Annotated in this window: 16 protein-coding genes, 6 tRNA genes and 1 pseudogene; 9 read left to right on the forward strand and 14 right to left on the reverse strand. The window is 60.1% G+C overall.

The window, feature by feature from the left end:
- Window positions 1–69 precede the first annotated feature (69 nt).
- The 4 genes from IF189_RS20745 to IF189_RS20760 all read left to right on the forward strand — a co-directional run bounded on the left by IF189_RS20745 (window position 70) and on the right by IF189_RS20760 (window position 4,853).
- On the forward strand, window positions 70–840 hold the full coding sequence (locus IF189_RS20745) for a 2OG-Fe(II) oxygenase (RefSeq protein ID WP_085710954.1): 771 nt from the start codon (window positions 70–72) through the stop codon (window positions 838–840).
- Window position 841: 1 nt separating this feature from the next.
- On the forward strand, window positions 842–1,480 hold the full coding sequence (locus IF189_RS20750) for a LysE family translocator (RefSeq protein WP_085710955.1): 639 nt from the start codon (window positions 842–844) through the stop codon (window positions 1,478–1,480).
- 173 nt (window positions 1,481–1,653) lie between these two features.
- Window positions 1,654–2,922, forward strand: coding sequence for an alpha-hydroxyketone-type quorum-sensing autoinducer synthase (gene cqsA / locus IF189_RS20755; RefSeq protein ID WP_134827773.1), 1,269 nt, complete (start codon window positions 1,654–1,656; stop codon window positions 2,920–2,922).
- A 191-nt stretch (window positions 2,923–3,113) separates the two neighbouring features.
- Complete coding sequence (locus IF189_RS20760; protein ID WP_134827774.1) at window positions 3,114–4,853, forward strand: dipeptidase; 1,740 nt, start codon at window positions 3,114–3,116, stop codon at window positions 4,851–4,853.
- A gap of 63 nt (window positions 4,854–4,916) precedes the next feature.
- Here the strand turns inward: IF189_RS20760 and IF189_RS20765 are convergent, their stop codons facing one another.
- The 7 genes from IF189_RS20765 to IF189_RS20795 all read right to left on the reverse strand — a co-directional run bounded on the left by IF189_RS20765 (window position 4,917) and on the right by IF189_RS20795 (window position 7,110).
- Window positions 4,917–6,305, reverse strand: a complete 1,389-nt coding sequence (locus IF189_RS20765) for an MATE family efflux transporter (RefSeq protein WP_225739917.1) — start codon at window positions 6,303–6,305, stop codon at window positions 4,917–4,919.
- Between the two features lie 180 nt (window positions 6,306–6,485).
- Window positions 6,486–6,561 (reverse strand) — tRNA-Gly (locus tag IF189_RS20770).
- A gap of 2 nt (window positions 6,562–6,563) precedes the next feature.
- A tRNA-Glu gene (locus IF189_RS20775) sits at window positions 6,564–6,639 on the reverse strand.
- A gap of 58 nt (window positions 6,640–6,697) precedes the next feature.
- Window positions 6,698–6,773, reverse strand: a tRNA-Gly gene (locus IF189_RS20780).
- Between the two features lie 3 nt (window positions 6,774–6,776).
- Window positions 6,777–6,852: transfer RNA gene (locus IF189_RS20785), tRNA-Glu, on the reverse strand.
- Window positions 6,853–6,956: 104 nt separating this feature from the next.
- Window positions 6,957–7,032, reverse strand: a tRNA-Gly gene (locus tag IF189_RS20790).
- Window positions 7,033–7,034: 2 nt separating this feature from the next.
- Window positions 7,035–7,110, reverse strand: a tRNA-Glu gene (locus IF189_RS20795).
- 387 nt (window positions 7,111–7,497) lie between these two features.
- Here IF189_RS20795 and IF189_RS20800 point away from each other — a divergent pair.
- Complete coding sequence (locus IF189_RS20800; RefSeq protein WP_192552192.1) at window positions 7,498–8,256, forward strand: hypothetical protein; 759 nt, start codon at window positions 7,498–7,500, stop codon at window positions 8,254–8,256.
- Between the two features lie 165 nt (window positions 8,257–8,421).
- Here IF189_RS20800 and IF189_RS28895 read toward each other — a convergent pair whose 3' ends face one another.
- From IF189_RS28895 to IF189_RS20815, 5 genes and pseudogenes are all read right to left on the reverse strand, one after another.
- Complete coding sequence (locus tag IF189_RS28895) at window positions 8,422–8,550, reverse strand: hypothetical protein (RefSeq protein WP_263974437.1); 129 nt, start codon at window positions 8,548–8,550, stop codon at window positions 8,422–8,424.
- A 354-nt stretch (window positions 8,551–8,904) separates the two neighbouring features.
- Window positions 8,905–9,786, reverse strand: a complete 882-nt coding sequence (locus IF189_RS29175; protein WP_413038533.1) for a methyl-accepting chemotaxis protein — start codon at window positions 9,784–9,786, stop codon at window positions 8,905–8,907.
- A 27-nt stretch (window positions 9,787–9,813) separates the two neighbouring features.
- Window positions 9,814–10,866, reverse strand: a pseudogene (locus IF189_RS29180) (methyl-accepting chemotaxis protein); the annotation flags it as partial.
- Between the two features lie 108 nt (window positions 10,867–10,974).
- Window positions 10,975–12,375, reverse strand: coding sequence for a PLP-dependent aminotransferase family protein (locus IF189_RS20810; RefSeq protein WP_192552194.1), 1,401 nt, complete (start codon window positions 12,373–12,375; stop codon window positions 10,975–10,977).
- Window positions 12,376–12,567: 192 nt separating this feature from the next.
- Complete coding sequence (locus tag IF189_RS20815; RefSeq protein ID WP_085710959.1) at window positions 12,568–13,329, reverse strand: SDR family oxidoreductase; 762 nt, start codon at window positions 13,327–13,329, stop codon at window positions 12,568–12,570.
- 226 nt (window positions 13,330–13,555) lie between these two features.
- On the opposite strand from IF189_RS20815, the gene IF189_RS20820 reads away from it, so the two are divergent.
- Window positions 13,556–14,560: an NADP-dependent oxidoreductase gene (locus tag IF189_RS20820; RefSeq protein WP_007960373.1), complete on the forward strand. Its 1,005-nt coding sequence runs from the start codon at window positions 13,556–13,558 to the stop codon at window positions 14,558–14,560.
- 52 nt (window positions 14,561–14,612) lie between these two features.
- Here IF189_RS20820 and pyrF read toward each other — a convergent pair whose 3' ends face one another.
- Complete coding sequence (pyrF, locus tag IF189_RS20825; protein WP_162803507.1) at window positions 14,613–15,311, reverse strand: orotidine-5'-phosphate decarboxylase; 699 nt, start codon at window positions 15,309–15,311, stop codon at window positions 14,613–14,615.
- Window positions 15,312–15,594: 283 nt separating this feature from the next.
- On the opposite strand from pyrF, the gene IF189_RS20830 reads away from it, so the two are divergent.
- The 3 genes from IF189_RS20830 (at window position 15,595) to xopAW (ending at window position 18,369) form a co-directional block, all read left to right on the forward strand.
- Entirely contained in the window at window positions 15,595–16,356 is a 762-nt protein-coding gene (locus tag IF189_RS20830; RefSeq protein WP_371320993.1) for a response regulator, read from the forward strand.
- Window positions 16,356–17,405, forward strand: coding sequence for a sensor histidine kinase (locus IF189_RS20835; RefSeq protein ID WP_134827779.1), 1,050 nt, complete (start codon window positions 16,356–16,358; stop codon window positions 17,403–17,405). The genes IF189_RS20830 and IF189_RS20835 overlap by 1 nt, the downstream gene beginning before the upstream one ends.
- Window positions 17,406–17,514: 109 nt before the next feature.
- Entirely contained in the window at window positions 17,515–18,369 is an 855-nt protein-coding gene (xopAW, locus tag IF189_RS20840) for a XopAW family type III secretion system calcium-binding effector (protein ID WP_192552195.1), read from the forward strand.
- Window positions 18,370–19,038: 669 nt separating this feature from the next.
- Here xopAW and IF189_RS20845 read toward each other — a convergent pair.
- Complete coding sequence (locus IF189_RS20845) at window positions 19,039–20,079, reverse strand: AI-2E family transporter (RefSeq protein ID WP_114884792.1); 1,041 nt, start codon at window positions 20,077–20,079, stop codon at window positions 19,039–19,041.
- Window position 20,080 lies beyond the last annotated feature (1 nt).

Raw genomic sequence — 20,080 nt, forward strand, 5'->3', positions numbered from 1 at the left:
GCAGCGTCCGACGCCGGGGGAACCGCATTCGCCGGTTCCGTTGACTACTCGTTAGATGGACCTGAAACCATGATGCTTGACGTCGAGCGTCTCGATGAGACGTGCATAAAAAAACTGGCCAACGAAGAAGTCCTCGCCATTCGCGTCAAAGGCTTTTTGCCTGAAGACCAGGCGATCCGGATTGGCGACAAGATCCTCGAGCCCGGCTTCGAGGGTTACATCAACGCCCCCAGCATTGGCCGCATCGGCATGGCGTTCTATGAGGCGGAAAACCAGCCGCTACTGATCGAGGATTACTTCGAACGCGCCACCGGCAACATTGCCGAACTGCGCAATCGCTGCGCGCCCTACTCCTCGCCGATCGATACCCTGCGCTGCATGCTCGACGAATCCTGGCCGGCAGGCGCCCATCTGGAAAACCTGTACGGGCGCAAGATGTATGTCGGTCTGTCTCGGGTGGTCAAACCCGGCGTCTGCTTCCTCGCCCACCACGACATCTTCGCCAAGGACGCGCCGGAGAGTTTCCAGGCCCGCAGCCTGGAGGCGCAATTTGCCTGCAACGTCTACCTGAACATGCCGACCGAAGGCGGCGCGTTGCAGATGTGGGAAGACGACATTTCACCGGACCGCTTCGACGAAATGCGCGGCGACAGCTACGGCATCGACCCGGCACTGCTCGGCCCGCCAGCCCTTGAAGTGCGCCCGGAACCGGGGGATTTCATCATGTTCAATTCGCGTCGCATGCACTCGGTAACGCCGGGCGTGGCAGATCCGCGCTTGAGCCTTTCGTTTTTTGTCGGCTATCGCGGCAATGCATCACCCCTGACTTTCTGGAGCTGAAATGACATCGAATTACCTGGGCGAGTTTCTGGCGCTGGCCACCATCCACTTTCTCGCCGTGGTTGCTCCCGGCCCGGACTTCGCCGTGACCATCCGCCAGAGTGTGCGTTTCGGGCGGCTGGTCGGCATCTGCACGGCACTGGGTATCGGCGCAGGGATTTCCGTGCACGTGCTGTATACCCTGCTGGGCGTCGGCGCCTTGATGCACACCACGCCGTGGCTGCTGACGGTGGCCAAGGTCGTAGGCGGCGCCTACATCTTTTATCTCGGCATCAGCTTGATCCGCAGCAAACCCAAGACAACGCTGGAAGGTGAAAAGACCAGCGATGAACCGCTGGTCGAACAATCGCTGTTCAAGGCGTTTTCCACCGGTTTCCTGACCAACGCCACCAACCCCAAGGCCACGCTGTTTTTCCTGGCGATCTTCACCACGATCATCAGCGCCAGCACGCCGCTGGAAATCCAGGCCCTGTACGGACTGTGGATGTGCAGCGTGAACGCGTTGTGGTTCGTGATCGTTGCGTTGTTCTTTTCGAGCAGCAAAGTGCGGCTGTTGTTTATGCGCATGGGCCATTGGTTCGAGCGCAGCATGGGGGTGATTTTGATCCTGTTTGCCGGGCGACTGGTGTTGTCGATGTAAATCGCCGGTTGTAAAAAGGCCCGACCAGTCAGACTGGCGGGCCTTTTTTATGGAAAGTCATTCGTCGGTTTTCCTTGAAGACTGTCAACTCTGACAGTAGGCGGGAAGACAGATGAGGTGTGTATTTCGAGTACCGGTTTTTTCCTGTAGCCCGTGCTGCCAGGTACGCCATCATGCCGATCTCACATGAACCCTCCGATCATCTTCCAGGCCGCTGCGCTTATGCGGAGTTGCCGGATTTCATGCACAAACGCATCGAAAGCCACACTATCGGACGCGTTCAGCAACGATGGGCAGGCCAGCATCTGTTGCGAGGCATGCCGCCCTCATCCGATGCGCTGCACCTGTCGAGCAATGACTACTTGAACCTGACCAGCGAACTTCATTTGATAGAGGCCCAGGCGCACGCAGTGCTAATGGCACGTCATCAACTATTAATGTCGGCCGTTTTCCTGCACGGTGACACGCCCACTGCCCGACTGGAGCAGCGCCTGGCCCGATTCATGAGAGCTCCGAACGTCATACTCTGCCAGTCAGGATGGGCTGCCAATGTCGGCTTGTTACAGGCAATTGCCAGCGAAGATCATCCGGTCTATCTGGACATGAACGCCCATATGTCGCTCTGGCAAGGCGCACAAGCCGCGCGGGCACGTTCGATTCCCTTCATCCATAACGATGCCGGGCATGCAGAACGGCAAATCAAAAAGAACGGACAAGGTGTGATCGCTGTCGACGCGGTTTACAGCACCAACGGCAGCGTTTGTCCGCTGAAGGACTTCGCCGAGCTGGCCGAGCGCCGTGACTGCGTCCTGCTTGTCGACGAGTCCCACTCGCTTGGCACACACGGCCCTGAAGGTGCGGGGCTGGTTGCCCGAGAGCATCTGTCTGGAAAAGTACATTTCCAGACCGCCAGTCTGGCCAAGGCGTTCGCAGGTCGTGCGGGGCTGATTACCTGCCCCGACTTGTTCAAGGATTACTTCGCCATGGAGTCCTATCCAGCTATTTTCAGCTCCAGCCTGCTGGATCATGAGTTGAGCTGGTTTGAACGCGCAGCGGACTTTCTGCAAATCGCCGATGAGCGACGAGACCGATTGCATGCTGTTTCCCGTCAGGTCCGGACAGCGCTCGCGCAGCTGGGATATGACGTCAGCGCCGGCACAGAACAGATCATTGCCTTGCAGCCCGGGCGGGAACTGCTGACACTTCGGCTGCGTGATGCGTTGCAGATACGCGGCATTTTCGGTTCGGTTTTTTGTGCACCGGCTACCGCACTCAATCGCTCACTGATGCGTTTTTCGATGAACTCGGGACTCTCCGAGAAAGATGTCGAACGACTTGTCGATGCTTGTGCCGAAATCAGGGATGAAGTCCGGTTGAAGGACTGGAAAGGTGTCGGTCTCACCGCAAGTAGATCACCCATGACAGACCTGGAAAGTGACTGAAGTCTATCTGGATCCATTGCAAGTCCCGTTCTAGACACTTCAATCCTATTTTTTCAATTCTGCGTCGTTTTTGAGACGCGCCTCACTTCGGGGGCTCCCCTATCACTCGCTTGCAGTGTTAGTTTGCGAAACCGTCTGACGCATCGATCAGACACTTCCTACTGACCACCTGCAAAGGAATGCCCTTAGCAATGGATTTTTCACTCAAGCAACTGGCCGCATCGACCCTGATTCTGGCCAGTCTTTCGTCCGTGACACTACCCGCCCACGCCAACATCACACCGCAGCAAAGCGCGACCATCCTCAAGACATTCAGCGATGCCAAAGTCAGCGATTTCCGCCAGTTCCTCGGCGAAGTGGCCAAGAGCGACCTGAGCAAGACCGACGACCTGCGCCCTTCCATCAGTGCGTTTCTCGACAACAAGACACTGACTGCCGAGCAGCAAAACGAGATCTATCGCCTGCTGGGCCTCTACACCCGGGCGAAATACGGCAAGGCAGCTCTTGAAACCCTGCGCGAACTGGTTGAGATCCCGACCGATCGCAAAGAGGGTGTTGCCCAGCACGAGAATCCTGAATTCATCAAGATCGCCGCCAAAATCAAGGACTTGGCCGAGTCCTTTGGTTTGAACTACCGAAACGTCGACAACCGCGTCTACGAAATTTCTCTCGACGGCAGCGGCAAGGAAGTCGTGGGCATTCACGCACACGCCGACGTGGTGCCAGTGACACCGGAAAACTGGGTGCTGAAGGACGGCACCAAACTCGACCCGTTCAAGGTCACGCTGATCGGCGACCGCATGTACGGCCGTGGCACCGAGGACGACAAGAACGGGATCGTGGTGACGCTGTATGCGATGAAGGTGATCAAGGAAGAAAAGCTGCCGCTGGCCCGCAATTTCAAACTGCTGGTGGACACCACCGAAGAAACCACCGGCGACGCGATTCCTTACTACTTTGAACGCAACCCGACGCCCGAGTACAACCTGGCGCTGGATGGCGGCTACCCGGTAGTGATCGCCGAAAAAGGCTACGGCACAGTCATGGCCAAGTTCGCCAAGCGCAAGGCCGAGGGCAAAGGCGCGGAGCTGATCTCGATGACCGGCGGCATGGCAACCAACCAGATTCCATCGGTTTCGCTCGTCACTCTGGTGACAGACAAGCCTGCCGAGCTGGCTGCCAGTCTGCAAAAGGCCGGTAACGAATACGCCAAACAACATGGCGGCGATTTCGAAGTAAATGCCAAGGTCGATGGCAAAAACGTGAAACTCAGCGTTACTGGCGTTTCCGCGCATTCGTCCGAACCGGAATCCGGCGTCAACCCGGTCGCCCGCATGCTGGACTTCATCCACAGCGTGGACGGCAAAATCGCGTTCAAACACAACCACATCACCGATGCCGCCCGCTACGCCGCCGACAACTGGGGCCTGGACTACAAGGGTGGCAAGCTGGGCGTCGGTTTCGCCGATGACTTCATGGGCCCGCTGACTACTTCGCTGACCTATGTCGGGATGGACGACAAAACCTTCAAACTCGCGGTCAACCTGCGCGTACCAAAGGGCAAGTCGCCGGAAGTGCTCAAAAGCGAAATCGCCGACAAACTGGCGGCCTGGAGCAAGAAAACCCACGTCGCGGTCAACTTCGATTACTCGATCGCCGAGCCGATGTACCGCAACCCTGAAGGCGAGTGGGTCAAGGCGCTGCTGGCCGTGTCCACCGAAAACCTGGGCATGAAACACGAGTTCGGCACCTCTGCCGGCGCCACCTCGGTGCATGAACTGCCCAACGGTGTGCAATTCGGTCTGGCCCGACCCGAGGTCAAATACACCGGTCACACCGACGGCGAGTTCAAGACGGTTGACCAGTTCCTGCTGGACCTGCAGATCGTTACCGAAATGATGGGCCGCATCGGGCAACTGCCGAAGCTTTGATCCCTGCTTCGCAGCCACGATGAACAAAAGGCCCGTCGGTTTTCACCGACGGGCCTTTTCATATCAGCTGGCAGCCGACGTATCGATCCGACTGCGCAGGAAAAACCTCCCCCCCATCAACACCATCGCCAGGGTCAACGCGCTGATCAACCCCAACCAGATGCCTTGCGGCCCCCACTCCAGACCAAAAGCCATCAGACACCCAAATGGCAAACCGACACCCCAGTAACAGAAAATCGCCAGCCACATGGGGACACGGGTATCTTGCAGGCCTCGCAACGCTCCTGCGCACAACATCTGCAATCCATCGGGAAACTGCAAAGCGGCGGCATACAACAGAAGCGTCGACGCGAGCGCGGTGACAGCAACATCTGCGCTATACCAGCCGGCAATCGCGTCATTGCCCAGCAGCATGATCAACACCGACACGCTTTGCGCGATCAGGACGATGACACAACCCGCCCATGCAGCCTGCCGCACACCTTTGAAGTCCCCGCGCCCCAGCGCATGACCAACCCGGACCGTCGTAGCCTCCGCCACAGCCACCGGAATCATGAAACACAACTGCGCCAGATTCACCGCGATCTGATGCGCGGCCAGGAAAGTCGAACCGAGGCGGCCGATCAGTAACGAAGTGACAATGAAAAGACTGCCCTGAGTCAGGATTGCGATGCCGATCGGCAGCCCGACCTTCAACAAATCAACGATGCCAGCAAGACCTGGCGGATCAAATCGGGCGAACAGCTGCAAATGCGCCAGACGCTTGCCGCGCCAGAGGTACACTGCGAACAGCAGCGCTTGCAGCCACATCATCACCGCCGAAGCGATACCCAGCCCTTCCGCCCCCATCTCCGTGAAACCCAACTTGCCATTGGTCAGCACATAACCCATTGGCGCCAGAATCAGAAGCCCGCCAAAACCGAAGACCATGGTCGGACGCATCCAGTGCATGCCTTCGCACAGATAGCGCATGCAGAAAAACAGGGTCAGCGCCGGGCTTCCCCAGCGCACAGCCTGCAGAAATGCCTGTGCATCGGGAATGATGTCCGGAGCAATCCCGGCGGGCGCGAGCAGAAGAGGCGCAAGGCTGAGGAAAGCGAACATCAGCCCTCCCATGAACAGCGCCAACCACAGGGCCTGGCGAAAGATCGGCCCGATCTCGCCTGTTCGTTCCGCACCGTGCAAACGCGCAACCGACGCGGTCAACGCAATCAATGTCCCGATCGGCACCAGCATCGGCAGCCATAACAGCGCAGTGCCAAGCGTGACGGCCGCCAGGGTCTCGGTGCCATGATTACCCGCGATGAGGTTGTCCACGAAAGCGATCAACCCGGCGCACAGATGCCCAATGACCAACGGAAGCGACAACAAAGCGGTTGCTCGTATCTCGCGCAGGGCACCATGACGGGTGATTGTTCGTGACATTAAGGTGAGATCCTTGAAATTGACCAACCCGATCCAGTCGCGAAGACCGACGGGGTGGTTGTTATCTCAGAATCAGTTGTGGGCTGGCTGTCAGACGCTTCTGTGAATCACGGATTCGCTGTAGGAATCTTGTAACAGAGAGCGCCAAACACAAATAACGCGCAAACAAAAACGCCGCTCATCACTGAGCGGCGTTTTTGTTGAATATGGAGCGGGAAACGAGACTCGAACTCGCGACCCCGACCTTGGCAAGGTCGTGCTCTACCAACTGAGCTATTCCCGCAATGGCGTCCCCTAGGGGACTCGAACCCCTGTTACCGCCGTGAAAGGGCGGTGTCCTAGGCCACTAGACGAAGGGGACAGGCTACAACTTTCACTAATAAAAACGCCGCTCATTGCGGAGCGGCGCTTCTTGAATTTGGAGCGGGAAACGAGACTCGAACTCGCGACCCCGACCTTGGCAAGGTCGTGCTCTACCAACTGAGCTATTCCCGCAAATGGCGTCCCCTAGGGGACTCGAACCCCTGTTACCGCCGTGAAAGGGCGGTGTCCTAGGCCACTAGACGAAGGGGACACGCTACCCGGAACACATGGTGTGTGTTTCGGTGTCCAGATCCGTATCCGAAGACTTGGTTCTGATTTCACTCAGCACCGCCCGAAGGCACTGCCGTTTAAAATTGGAGCGGGAAACGAGACTCGAACTCGCGACCCCGACCTTGGCAAGGTCGTGCTCTACCAACTGAGCTATTCCCGCATTGGCGTCCCCTAGGGGACTCGAACCCCTGTTACCGCCGTGAAAGGGCGGTGTCCTAGGCCACTAGACGAAGGGGACACACTACAACATTCACTCCCTGCCGCGTTTCGCTGTGTGCTTTACGCTGCAAGTGGCGCGCATTCTATGGATGGATTGGAAGGTCGTCAACCCCCTGATATAAATTTATTTAAATCAATGACTTCGCCCTGCTTTACGAGCCGATTCGGACTTTTCCGTCGCCCGACGATTGACACCTATATTCCGACACTCGCCAAGGCGTTATAGTCCACGGCACAGGTGATGGCAATCTGTACCCCAAGGGCCAGCATTTATATAAGCAGGCTTGCGGCCGATACAGATGAAGCTTCGCTGATCCAACCCGTCGAGCGGCGCTAGGCTCCCATATGCCGAGCTACTACACTCGCACGCGAACCCTATTAAGAGGTCTTACCGGTGACACCACTCATGATCACCCTGCTAGTCATAGCCGGGATCGCAATCTTGATCGCCATTGGCTACATGAACCATGTGGTGGAAAACACCAAACTGGAGAAGGCCCGCACCAAAGTCGAACTCAACGACCGCCTGCGCCGTTGTGGCGAACTGACCGAAACCTTCCCCGGCCAGTTCATGACCCCGGCCCTCAAACTGCTGATGACCCGCCTGGAACTGAACGTCTGCCAGCGCCTGCTGAACCTGGAAAAAACCAGTGCCACCACCAAGGCCCGCATCACCGAACTGAGCGTCCTCGTGGCCCAGGGCGAATCGATCCCGGTCAACAACCCGCCGGCCCCGATTCAGACCGAAGCCAAGGCCAAAGACGTGCGCTTCCTGCTCGAAGCCCTCCACGGCCAGATCACCCGCGCCGCCCAGGACGGTTTCCTGCCACCGAACGAAGCCAAGCACTGGATCCGCGAAGTGCGCCATATCCTGGTGCTGCTCCACATCGAGTTCTTCAACAACCTCGGCCAGCACGCCCTGCAACAAAACCAGCCAGGCCAGGCCCGCCTCGCTTTCGAACGCGGCGTGCAATACCTGCGCAAACAGCAGGACCCGCAGATCTACGCCGAACAACTCCAATACCTGGAAAAACTCCTGGCCCGCGCCAACGCCCAGGTCATGGACAAAATTGCCCCGGTCGAAGGCGAAGAAAACCAACTGACTGCGGGGCTCAAGGACGTTGAGGCTGATGCGGACTGGAAGAAGAAAGTGATTTACGACTGAGTGCAGATGTTGAGAGAAGCCACCGAGAGGTGGCTTTTTTATTGGCTGCGGGGAAGATCAAAATCAAAAGCACCCTCACCCCAGCCCTCTCCCGGAGGGAGAGGGAGCCGACCGAGTTGATTGGGGGAAGTACGCCGACATGAAATACCGAATCGCACTCGGGTTTTAAAACGCATTCAACTCGACTCCTGCTTTGGCTTTGGCTTTGGCTTTGGCTTTGGCTTTGGCTTTGGCTTTGGCTTTGGCTTTGGCTTTGGCTTTGGCTTTGGCTTTGGCTTTGGCTTTGGCTTTCACCACTCAACACGATGAGCGTTAGCTCGAGTACCGCTTTTGACGTGCCGGCCCCATCGGAAGACAGAGTGGAGGGATTTATCCGGGGGTGGGAGCGCAGCGACCGTGCGGCGAAGCCGCATGCATCGAGAGGAGGTGCAGCGAAGCAAACCGTAGGCGATGCCCCCGGATGAATCCCGGAACGAAGGAACACCGAGCCCAGGCGAGGTGCCGAACGCCGGGGCCCAGACCTTTGCTTACTTTGGGGCGTTTGCCAAAGTGAGCCGCTGTAAGAGCGGAACCGCCAGCGGCAACACCCGAAGGAACGGATATTCACAAAGAACACCCAGAGCCTGGTCGGCCCAAAGGCCGCCAAGATCAAAGCCGAAAGTGCCCCACCATCCCCCGCAACTCACTCCCCAACTGCGCCAGCTCAACACTCGAAGCCGCATTCCCGCGCATCGCAATCGACGACTGATCCGCACTCGCCCGAATACTGGTCACACTGCGATTGATCTCCTCGGCCACCGAACTCTGCTCCTCGGCCGCCGCCGCAATCTGCTGGTTCATCTGCTGAATCAACGAAACCGCCGCCGCAATACTCCCCAGCGCACTTTCAGTCTGCAATGCGTCGCTCACCGCCAGCTTCACCAGATCGCCACTGCTCTGAATCTGCTGCACCGACGAGTGCGCCGCCGAGCGCAGGGCACTGACCAGCCGCTCGATCTCTTCAGTCGACTGCTGCGTACGTCGGGCCAGCGCCCGTACCTCGTCGGCAACCACCGCAAAGCCCCTGCCCTGCTCGCCCGCCCGCGCTGCTTCGATCGCGGCGTTGAGTGCCAGCAGATTGGTTTGTTCGGCAACGCTTTTGATCACTTCAAGCACCGTGCCGATGTTCTGGATTTCTGCGCTCAGGCTTTCGATGCTCGAACTGGCCGACGTCGCCGAATCCGCCAGTTGCTCGATCCGCGCCATGCTCTGGCGCACCACCTGCTGACCGCTCTCGACCTTGTCGTCGGCAGTCTGCGCCGCAAGCGCCGCTTCTTCGGCATTGCGCGCCACGTCGTGAACGGTGGCGGTCATCTGGTTCATGGCCGTGGCAACCTGCTCGGTTTCCTCTTTCTGGCTGCTGACTTCAAGGTTGGTCTGTTCGGTCACCGCCGACAGCGATTGCGCGGAACTGGCCAACTGTTCAATGCCAGCCTGCAACCCGCTGACAATGCTGCTGAGGCCCGCGCCCATCTGTTGCATGGACTGCATCAACTGGCCGATCTCGTCACGACGAGTCACTTCCACCGTTGCACTCAAGTCACCGGCGGCGATCCGCTGAGCGACAAGCATCACGCTGCGCAACGGCGCGACGATCAACCGGGTGATCACCCAGGCCGCAATCAGCCCGACCAGCAATGCCAGCGCCGACGAGCCGATGATCAGCACCGAGTTCTTCTTCAGTTCACCCTGCATCGCGACGTCCTGGGCGACATAGGCCTGATCGACCCGCTCCACCACCTGAGCGGCACGCTGATGCAGTTGCTCGTAGACGGTTTTTTCCTGAGCCAGAAGCCCGGTGTACTCGGCGAGCTTGTCATTGAATCCGGCGATGTGGCCTGAGACCTCATTGAGAACCGTCAGATAACCTTCGTCCTTGACCGTGGATTTCAGTTGTTCGGCTTGCGTCTGGGCCTGGGCGGCCTGTTCGATGTTGCCCTTGGCGCTGTCATCGCCCTTGCGACTCTGATCCAGCCTTACCCGCGCCTCGTTCATGGCTTGCAGCATCAGGCGCGAAACCTGGCTGACCTGGCTGGCCTGCTCGATGAACTGCGCCCCGTCCTTGCCCTCGCTGTCTTTCAGGGTATAGGTGCCGTCATCGGCAAGTCCGGCCTGCAGGACGTCGAGGTTGTTGGCAACGCTGGACACCGACCAACTGGCCATTTCCAGCGCCAGATCCTTGGCCTGGGTCAACGACACGAACTCATCGAACGCCTTGCGGTAAGCGCCCAAGGACTGCTGGACATCGTTCATGACCGACTCATTGCCCGGCGATTGAGCCTTGAGCTGATCGGCCATGGCGATCAGGCCATCCACCCCCTCGTGCAAGGCATCGGCGGTTTTCGGATTGCCGTGCAAGGCGTAATCCTGCTCCAGCAGGCGCACTTTCAGCAGGCCGCTGTTGAGCGAGGACATCTGTTTTAGCCCGTCGAAGCGCTGACTGATGGTCTGCAGGGACCAGACGCCGATGGCCGCCACCAAGGCAGTCAACAGCAATACCAGCACAAACCCGATACCCAGTTTTTTCGCCATACCGAGGTTGGCAAAACGTCCTTGCACGGCCGAAATCATTGCGCGTAGTCCCCTGCCAAAGTCTGTTGCCGAAGAGTCGCAACGGCCATGAACCAGCACAAGACTCTGGCGTCGGAATAATGGCAAAAAGCTAGACCTGCGTCGTTTTCAGAACACTTGAGGTCGATCCACGGCCGTACTGCGAAAGAAATGCCGCGCCCTCGGATCGCAAGCATAGGCCACATTGATCCGCTGCCAGTCACTGGCTTCGCCACTGGGACTGAAGGAAGAAGCGCATGCCAATTGCACACCATGACGCAAGGCCTGCCTGCGCAGGTGTTCATCATTCGCCAGCGGCGAACGGGCCCAGATGAACAGCCCGCCGGTGGGTTTGCCGAACACCTCCCAATCGGCATCCTCCAGCGCCTGCAGGGCCGCCGCGCGATCGATATTGAGCCGCTGGCGCTGGCGCTGCACCAGTTTGCGATACGCGCCACTGGCCAGCAGCGCCGCCAGAACGGCCTCGCTGAACCTTGAAGTGCCCATGCAACTGATCATCTTGATCCGCGCCAGTTGCTCGATCACCTCGTGACTGGCCGACACGAAGCCTGCCCGCAACGAACTGCTCAGCGTCTTGGAAAAACTGCCGACGTAGATCACCCGCCCGTCTTCATCCAGTGCTGCCAGGCGCGTGCCGCTGCCGTTATGCAGATCAGCGTAGACGTCATCTTCGATCAGCCGCAGGTCGTAGGTTTTGCTCAATTGCAGAATGCGCCGCGCCACGGCCGGCGCCAGACAGCTCCCCGTGGGGTTGTGGTGGTGACTGTTGATGAACAGCGCTGCCGGCCGGAACTGCCGCAACAACGCCTCGAGCGCCTCGAGGTCAGGCCCGCCCGGCGTGCGGCGAACCTCCAGCATGCGCACGCCGTGCAGCCGCAAGAGATCGAACAGCGGCGCATAACCCGGCGTTTCCACCACCACACAATCCCCCGCCCGGAACAACGTGCGCACGATCAGATCGAGCCCGTGGCTGGCGCCGGCCGTTGTCAGCACACAATCCTCATCGGCTGTGATATCGAGCATTCCCAGCCGTTTGACAATCTGTTCGCGCAGCGCCGGGAGCCCGAGGGGCGTGTTGTAGTTGAACAGGCTGGCCATGTCGGTGCGGGCCACCTGACGGATCGCATAGGCGAGATCATCGGACTCTCGCCAGCTCTCGGGCAAAACCCCGTCGCCCAGTTTCAACCCGCCGCGCCATTGCGGATCCGTATCACAGCCATGGCGCTCGCCCTCGAAAGCCGGACTGTCGAAAGACTTGCAACACGCCGGCAATGTGCTTGCGACCATGAACCCCGCCCCTTGCCGCGAGGCCAGAACACCCTGTGCCACCAGACGTTCGCAAGCCTCCATGACGTACGACTGGCTGAGCAGATTCAATCGCGCAATCTGTCGAATGGATGGCAGGCGCGTGGCAGGCGGCACCTGTTCCTGCACGATCCACTCGATCAATCCATCCACGATCTGCTGTACGACCGGCACCATTGCCTGTCGGTCAATTCTCAATTCCATGAGTGCACAAACTCCTGTCCGTTTTGCCCGCAGCAGTAAATCACAGCCGCGCCGGTCAGGCTGTGCGACAAAGACGTCAAAAGCCACCGTTCTAACTATTTGAAACACATTGTTTATCAATGACATGGAACCGGGCACAGACGAAAAGACCCGCTGTCGGGCGGGTCTTTTCCTGCGTCAACAGATGCCTTTTCAGAACGCGGTCACGCCTCCGTCCACGGCCAGCGAATGGCCAGTGGTGAACGCGGCGCCATCGCTGCACAGGTACAGCACGGCGCTGGCAATTTCCTCGACCTTGCCGATGCGCCCCACCGGATGCATGGCGTTGGCGAATTCGCCCTTCTTCGGGTCGGCCTCGTAGGCGCGACGGAACATGTCGGTATCGATCACCGCCGGGCAAACCGCGTTGACGCGGATTTTCTTCTTGGCGTACTCGATGGCGGCCGACTTGGTCAGACCGATCACCGCATGTTTGGAGGCGGCGTAGATGCTCATCTTCGGCGCAGCACCCAGCCCGGCAACCGACGCGGTGTTGACGATCGCCCCGCCGCCCTGGGCCAGCAGCAACGGCAACTGGTACTTCATGCACAGCCAGACGCCCTTGACGTTGACGCCCATGATCGCGTCGAACTCATCCATGGAGCCCTCGGCCAGCTTGCCCTTCTCGATTTCGATCCCGGCGTTGTTGAAGGCATAGTCGAGACGGCCGTAGGTCTTGATCACCTCGTCCATCAGATTTTTTACTTCGCTTTCGACGGTCACGTTGCAGCGCACGAAGGTCGCTTCGCCGCCGGCTGTACGAATCAGCGCCACGGTGCCCTCGCCCCCGGCGGCATCCAGATCGGCGACCACCACTTTCAGACCTTCAGCAGCAAACGCCTGGGCGGTCGCGCGACCGATACCGTTGGCGGCGCCTGTGACGACGGCGACCTGACCGGAAAACGTCATGCTCATTGTTATGTCCTCGAATGCGGGGGATTGATGAAGGCAGCATAGCCACAGCCACCTCCCCGACGGCAGCACTATCAGAAGGCCGTTTGACCGCCCATGAATCGCAGTGATGAACCCGTGCGGGCCACTATCACCCTGCTTGATCGGCCTGCATTCGCCTCGTCAGCCAACCTTGCAGCATCGCCGAGGACGGTCTATCAACAAGGCTTCATCCCGTTGAGTGCCTGTCATGACTAACCAGACCAATCGTCAGTTCCTGCTCGCCAAACGCCCGGTGGGCGCCGCCACCCGCGAGACCTTCACCTATCAGGAAGTACCGGTCGGCGAGCCGGCGGCGGGGCAGATTCTGGTCAAGAACGAATACCTGTCTCTCGATCCGGCCATGCGCGGCTGGATGAATGAGGGCAAGTCCTACATCCCGCCGGTGGGTCTGGGTGAAGTCATGCGCGCGTTGGGCGTAGGCAAAGTCGTCGCGTCAAACAATCCGGGGTTTGCCGTCGGCGACTACGTCAACGGTGCCATTGGCGTGCAGGATTACTTCCTCGGCGAGCCCAGAGGTTTCTACAAGGTCGATCCGAAACTGGCACCGCTGCCGGTTTATCTGTCCGCATTGGGCATGACCGGCATGACCGCCTACTTCGCCCTGCTCGATGTCGGCGCACCGAAGGCCGGCGATACCGTGGTGCTGTCCGGTGCAGCGGGCGCGGTCGGCAGCATCGCCGGACAGATCGCCAAGATCAAAGGCTGCCGGGTGGTCGGTATTGCCGGCGGTGCGGACAAGTGCAAGTTCCTGATCGATGAACTGGGCTTCGATGGCGCCATCGACTACAAGAGTGAAGACGTGTTGGCCGGCCTTAAACGCGAATGCCCGAAAGGCGTGGACGTTTACTTCGACAACGTCGGCGGCGATATCCTCGACGCGGTGCTGAGCCGTCTGAACTTTAAGGCGCGCGTGGTGATCTGCGGCGCCATCAGCCAGTACAACAATAAAGAGGCGGTCAAAGGCCCGGCAAATTATCTGTCGCTGCTGGTCAACCGCGCGCGGATGGAAGGCTTCGTGGTGATGGATTACGCCGCGCAGTACGCCAGTGCCGCTCAGGAAATGGCCGGCTGGATGGCCAAGGGGCAGCTCAAGAGCAAGGAAGACATCGTCGAAGGCCTGGAAACCTTCCCGGAAACTCTGGGCAAACTGTTCAGCGGCGAAAACTTTGGCAAACTGGTGTTGAAGGTCTGAAAACAAAGAAGGGAGCCATCAGGCTCCCTTCTTTGCATCTTCAGCAGTTCGCTCAGGCCAGTTCGGCAACCACCGCAGCCAGGGCCTTGGCCGGATCCGCCGCCTGGCTGATCGGACGGCCGATCACCAGATAATCGGAACCGGCATCCAGCGCCTGACGCGGGGTCAGGATGCGACGCTGGTCGTCCTGGGCGCTGCCGGCCGGACGAATGCCCGGCGTCACCAGTTGCAGCGACGGATGCGCGGTTTTCAGCGCTGTGGCTTCCAGCGCCGAGCACACCAGACCGTCCATCCCGGCCTTTTCGGCCAGTGCAGCCAGACGCAGCACTTGCTCCTGCGGCTCGATGTCCAGACCGATACCCGCCAGATCTTCACGCTCCATGCTGGTCAACACGGTCACGCCAATCAGCAACGGCTGCGGGCCGCTGCGCTTGTCCAGCTCTTCACGGCAGGCCGCCATCATGCGCAGGCCGCCGGAGCAATGAACGTTGACCATCCACACGCCCATCTCGGCAGCGGCCTTGACCGCCATCGCCGTGGTGTTGGGAATGTCGTGGAATTTCAGGTCGAGGAACACTTCAAAACCCTTGTCACGCAGGGTGCCGACGATTTCCGAGGCACAGCTGGTGAACAGTTCCTTGCCCACTTTGACCCGGCACAGCTTCGGGTCCAACTGGTCGGCCAGCTTCAGTGCGGCGTCACGGGTGGGGAAATCCAGGGCGACGATGATAGGAGTCTGGCAGGCGGACATGGATGGGCTCTCAGGCAAGTCGAAATCGGCGCGCATTGTAGCGGAACCGGCGGCGGCGCGGCACCCGATGATCGGTAAATCGTCGCGCCGGACGTGATCAGCATAGCCTTGCAGGGTATTGTGTCGAAGCCGATACACAACCGACACGCCGACAACATGCGCCCGCGCTAGCCTCGCCAGCCGCAACAAGTCCTTACAGCAGCCCTTCCCGCCTCACGGCCGGACGCCTATGCTGAAACCACAACCTCGCAGCCTATCTTTGTGGTTGGCGGCTTACTGGCAGATGAACAGCCTCATGCACAACTCCCAAGTCTCCGTGAATGAAGAGCAGAAAGACGACAAGCGCTGGAGCATCCGCGCCCTGATCGTCGACGACGATGTGCCGATCCGCGAACTGATGATCGACTACCTGGCCCGTTTCAACATTCACGCCAGCGGTGTCACCGACGGCGCAGCCATGCGCCAGGCGATGCAGGCCGAGCATTTCGACGTGGTGGTGCTCGACCTGATGCTGCCCGGCGAAGACGGTCTGTCGCTGTGCCGCTGGCTGCGCGCGGAATCGGACATCCCGATCCTGATGCTCACCGCCCGTTGCGAACCCACCGACCGCATCATCGGCCTGGAATTGGGTGCCGATGATTACATGGCCAAACCGTTCGAACCCCGGGAACTGGTGGCGCGGATTCAGACGATTCTGCGCCGGGTGCGCGACGACCGCACCGAACAGCGTGCGAACATTCGCTTCGACAACTGGCGCCTGAACAGCGTCCTGCGCCAGTTGATCGCCGACGATGGTCTGGTGGTGCCGCTGTCCAACGCCGAATTCCGCCTGCTCTGGGTGTTCATCGAACGGCCGCGCCGGGTGCTCAGCCGCGAACAACTGCTGGACGCCGCCCGTGGCCGCTCGATCGAGGCCTTCGACCGCAGCATCGACCTGCTGGTCTCGCGTTTGCGGCAAAAACTCGGCGACGACCCGAAAGCCCCGCAGTTGATCAAGACCGTACGCGGTGAAGGTTACCTGTTCGACGCACGGGACATCGGCTGATGCGAGGGCGCTTCGACACGCTGTTCGGCCGCCTGTTTGGCGTGCTGTTCGTGGCGATCGTCCTGGCGCACCTGCTGGCTTTCGCCTGGTTCCACCATTACGGTCCGCCTCCGCCCCCTCCGCCGCCGGAATTTTCCCAGGGCGTCGAAGGACAACGTCCGCCACCGGATCCGCGCTTCGCCCACCGACCGCCGCGCCCCTGGTTCGGCGGGCCGCTGGTGCCACTGACCTTTCAGTTCATCTCGCTGATGATCGCTGCGTGGTACGGCGCCAAACTCCTGAGCCGGCCGATCCAGCGCCTGAGCGACGCCGCCGAACGCCTCAGCGAAAACCTCGACAGCCCGCCGCTGGAAGAGTCCGGCCCGCGCGAGGCCCGGCAGGCGGCCCATACCTTCAACCTGATGCAGCAGCGGATTCGCGAACAGGTTCAGCAGCGCGCACGCATGCTCGGCGCCGTGTCCCATGACCTGCGCACGCCACTGTCGCGGCTCAAGCTGCGTCTGGAACAGATCGAGGACGACAAGCTGCAAAGCCAGATGCGTCAGGACCTGAACGACATGATCGGCATGCTCGACGCCACCCTCACCTACCTGCACGAACAACGCACCAGCGAAGCGCTGCAGATGATGGACGTGCAGGCGCTGGTCGAATCCCTTTGCGAGAACGCCCAGGATCAGGGCGCTGACGTGCAGGTCAGCGGCCATTGCGCCCCCCTGGCGGTTCAGCCAATGGCCCTGCGCTCGTGTATCAACAACCTGATGGACAACGCCTTGCGCTACGCCGGGCAAGCACACATCGAGCTGCAGGATCAGCGCGAACACCTGCTGATCCGCGTCATCGACCACGGCCCGGGCATCGCTGCGGACAAGCGTGAAGCGGTGTTCGAGCCGTTTTTCCGCCTGGAAGGCTCACGCAACCGCAACTCCGGCGGAGTCGGCCTGGGCATGACCATCGCCCGGGAAGCCGCGCAACGCCAGGGCGGTCAGTTGAACCTCGAAGAGACGCCCGGCGGCGGCCTCACTGCCGTGATTCGCCTGCCCCGACTGTAAATCCGACTGTGTACCGTCCGGTACAAAACCCATATACCTGCGACACCTCACGCCTTGAGTCTGCATGAGCCGGTTCATGAACCGGTTTTCCATTACAAGGAGTGAGCCCATGATCGGTAGCGTCAGCAACTACACGAGCTATACCAGCACCAGCAGCACTTCCACACAAAACGCCCGCAGCCAGCAACTGCAAAAGGAACTGTTCGCCAAACTCGACAGCAACGGCGACGGCGCGGTGGATCAGGACGAACTGAACAGCGCCCTGTCGCAAAAATCCAGTGACGGTTTGCTGGTCAACCTGAGCAAACAATTCGGCGACCTGGACAGCGACAGCAACGGCAGCCTCAGCGCCGAAGAAATGGCCGCCATGGCCCCACCGCCACCACCCGACCACAACCAGGCCCCCGACACCGACCTGGCCGACGCCCTGATCAAGGCCCTCGACACCGACGGCGACGGCGCCATCAGCAGCGACGAACTCAGCAGCGGCCTGACCAGCGCCGGCAGCACCGCCGACAGCAGCAAAATCTTCTCGGCCCTGGACAAGAACAAGGACGGCGTCGTCAGCCAGGACGAACTCACCGCCAGCCTCACCCCGCCACCGCCACCACCCCGGGTTTCCAGTGACGAACTGTTCAGCCAGCTCGATGCGGACGGTGACGGCAATGTGACGGCGACCGAGTTGAGCAGCGCGTTGCAGGCCAGCGACAGCACATCGTCCTCCAGCAGCGACACCAGCGCGGCGCTGCTCAAGGTGCTGGATAGCGACAACAGTGGTGGCGTGAGCAGTGATGAGTTGAAAGCCGCGTTACAGGCGGGACGCCAGCGTCCGGGCGATGAACAGACCGCCAGTACCACTCAAACCACGACCGAAGCGTTGAACCGGATAATTGCCAATCTGAGCAAGCAGTATTCGCTCGGTAGTACGGCGTCGGTGGGCAAGTATTTGAATGTGGCGACTTGAGTGATCGGGCGAGGGATTCACTTCCGGTCTGGAGACCGGGAGTGAATGGAGCTCGCCCGGTTAGTGGATTGCCATTGATCTGTGGTGCGCCAGTTAGACAGCCCCTCACCCTAGCCCTCTCCCAAGGGAGAGGGGACTGACCGAGTTGTTTGGGAGAGGTACGCCGACGTGACATACCGAGGTGAACTTGGGTCTTTGAAAGCACACATCCCGCACCGGCCTCCTCCACCTCCACCTCTGCTTCTGCTTCCGCTTCTGCTTCTGCCTTGGCTTTGGCTCTGGCTTTAGCTTCCCACCACTCAACACGATGAGCGTTAGCTCAAGTACCGCTTTTGACGTACCGGCCCCGTTGAGAGGCTGAGTGGAGGGATTTATCCGGGGGTGGGCGCGAAGCGCCGTTTGGCGAAGCCAGACACATCGAGAGGAGGTGCAGCGAAGCAAACCGGAGGCGATGCCCCCGGATGAATCCCGGAGCGAAGGGACGCCGAGCCACAGCGAGGCGCCGAACGTTGGGGCCAAGCCTTTTGGTTCCTTTTTGGCGTCTGAAAAAGGGACTCGCCGTAAGGGCGAAACCGCCAGCCGCAACACCCGAAGAAACGGATATTCACCCAAAACAACCCAAAGCCTGGCCGGCCCAAAGGCCGCCAAGGCTACCAAAGCCAAAAAGCCTCAAACCCGCCCCTGACTCTTGCTCCAATCCGTCAACAAACTATAGGCAACAGCCAAAAGCGTAGGCCCGATAAACAACCCGATAAACCCAAACGCAATCAACCCGCCAAACACCCCGAGCAACACAATCACCAGCGGCAGATTACCGCCACGGCTGATCAGATACGGCTTGAGCACGTTGTCCACGCCACTGATGATGAACGTCCCCCAGATCCCGAGAAACACCGCCATCCCGTACTCACCCTTCCAGGCCAGCCAGGCCGTGGCCGGAATCCACACCAGCGGCGGTCCCATCGGAATCAGGCTGAGCAGGAACGTCACGATCCCCAGCACCAGTGCCCCCGGTACCCCGGCAATCAGGAACCCGATCAAAGCCAGGATCGCCTGCGCTGCCGCTGTACCGATCACGCCGTTCACCACCCGCTGCACCGTACCGGCCACCAGCTCGATGTAATACCCGGCACGGTCGCCGATCAACCGCTCAAGCAGGCTGTGCACGAACGCCGCCAGCCGCGGCCCGTCACGGTAGAAGAAGAACACGAAGACAATACTCAGGGTCAGCTCGAGAATCCCGCCGCCGATCTGCGCACTGCGCGCCAGCAGCCAGTTGCCCACCTGCCCCAGATAAGGCTTGAGCGACACCATCAGCGCCGCCCCCTGCTGATCGACACTGTTCCAGAACCCGACCAGCCGCTCCCCCACCAGCGGAATCGTGCCGAGCCAGGCCGGCGCTTCCGGCAGGCCGTCGACCTGCACATCCTTGATGAACACCGTGGCATCGCGCACGTGATCGGCCAGGTTGAACCCCAGCCATACCAACGGTGCCGCCACCAGCAGCATCCAGCCCAGGGTGAGGATACTTGCCGCCAGTGATTCGCGGCCGCCGAGCCAACGGGTCAGCAGACGCATCAACGGCCAACTGGCGAATGCCAGCACCGCGCCCCAGAACAGCGCCGACCAGAACGGCGCCATCACCCAGAAACTGGCGCCGAACAACACCAGCAACAGGATCTGCACCAGCAGACGATCATTATTGGGCATG

Origin of the sequence: Pseudomonas sp. IzPS59 (assembly GCF_014863505.1) — a bacterium.
Taxonomy (GTDB): Bacteria; Pseudomonadota; Gammaproteobacteria; order Pseudomonadales; family Pseudomonadaceae; genus Aquipseudomonas; species Aquipseudomonas kribbensis.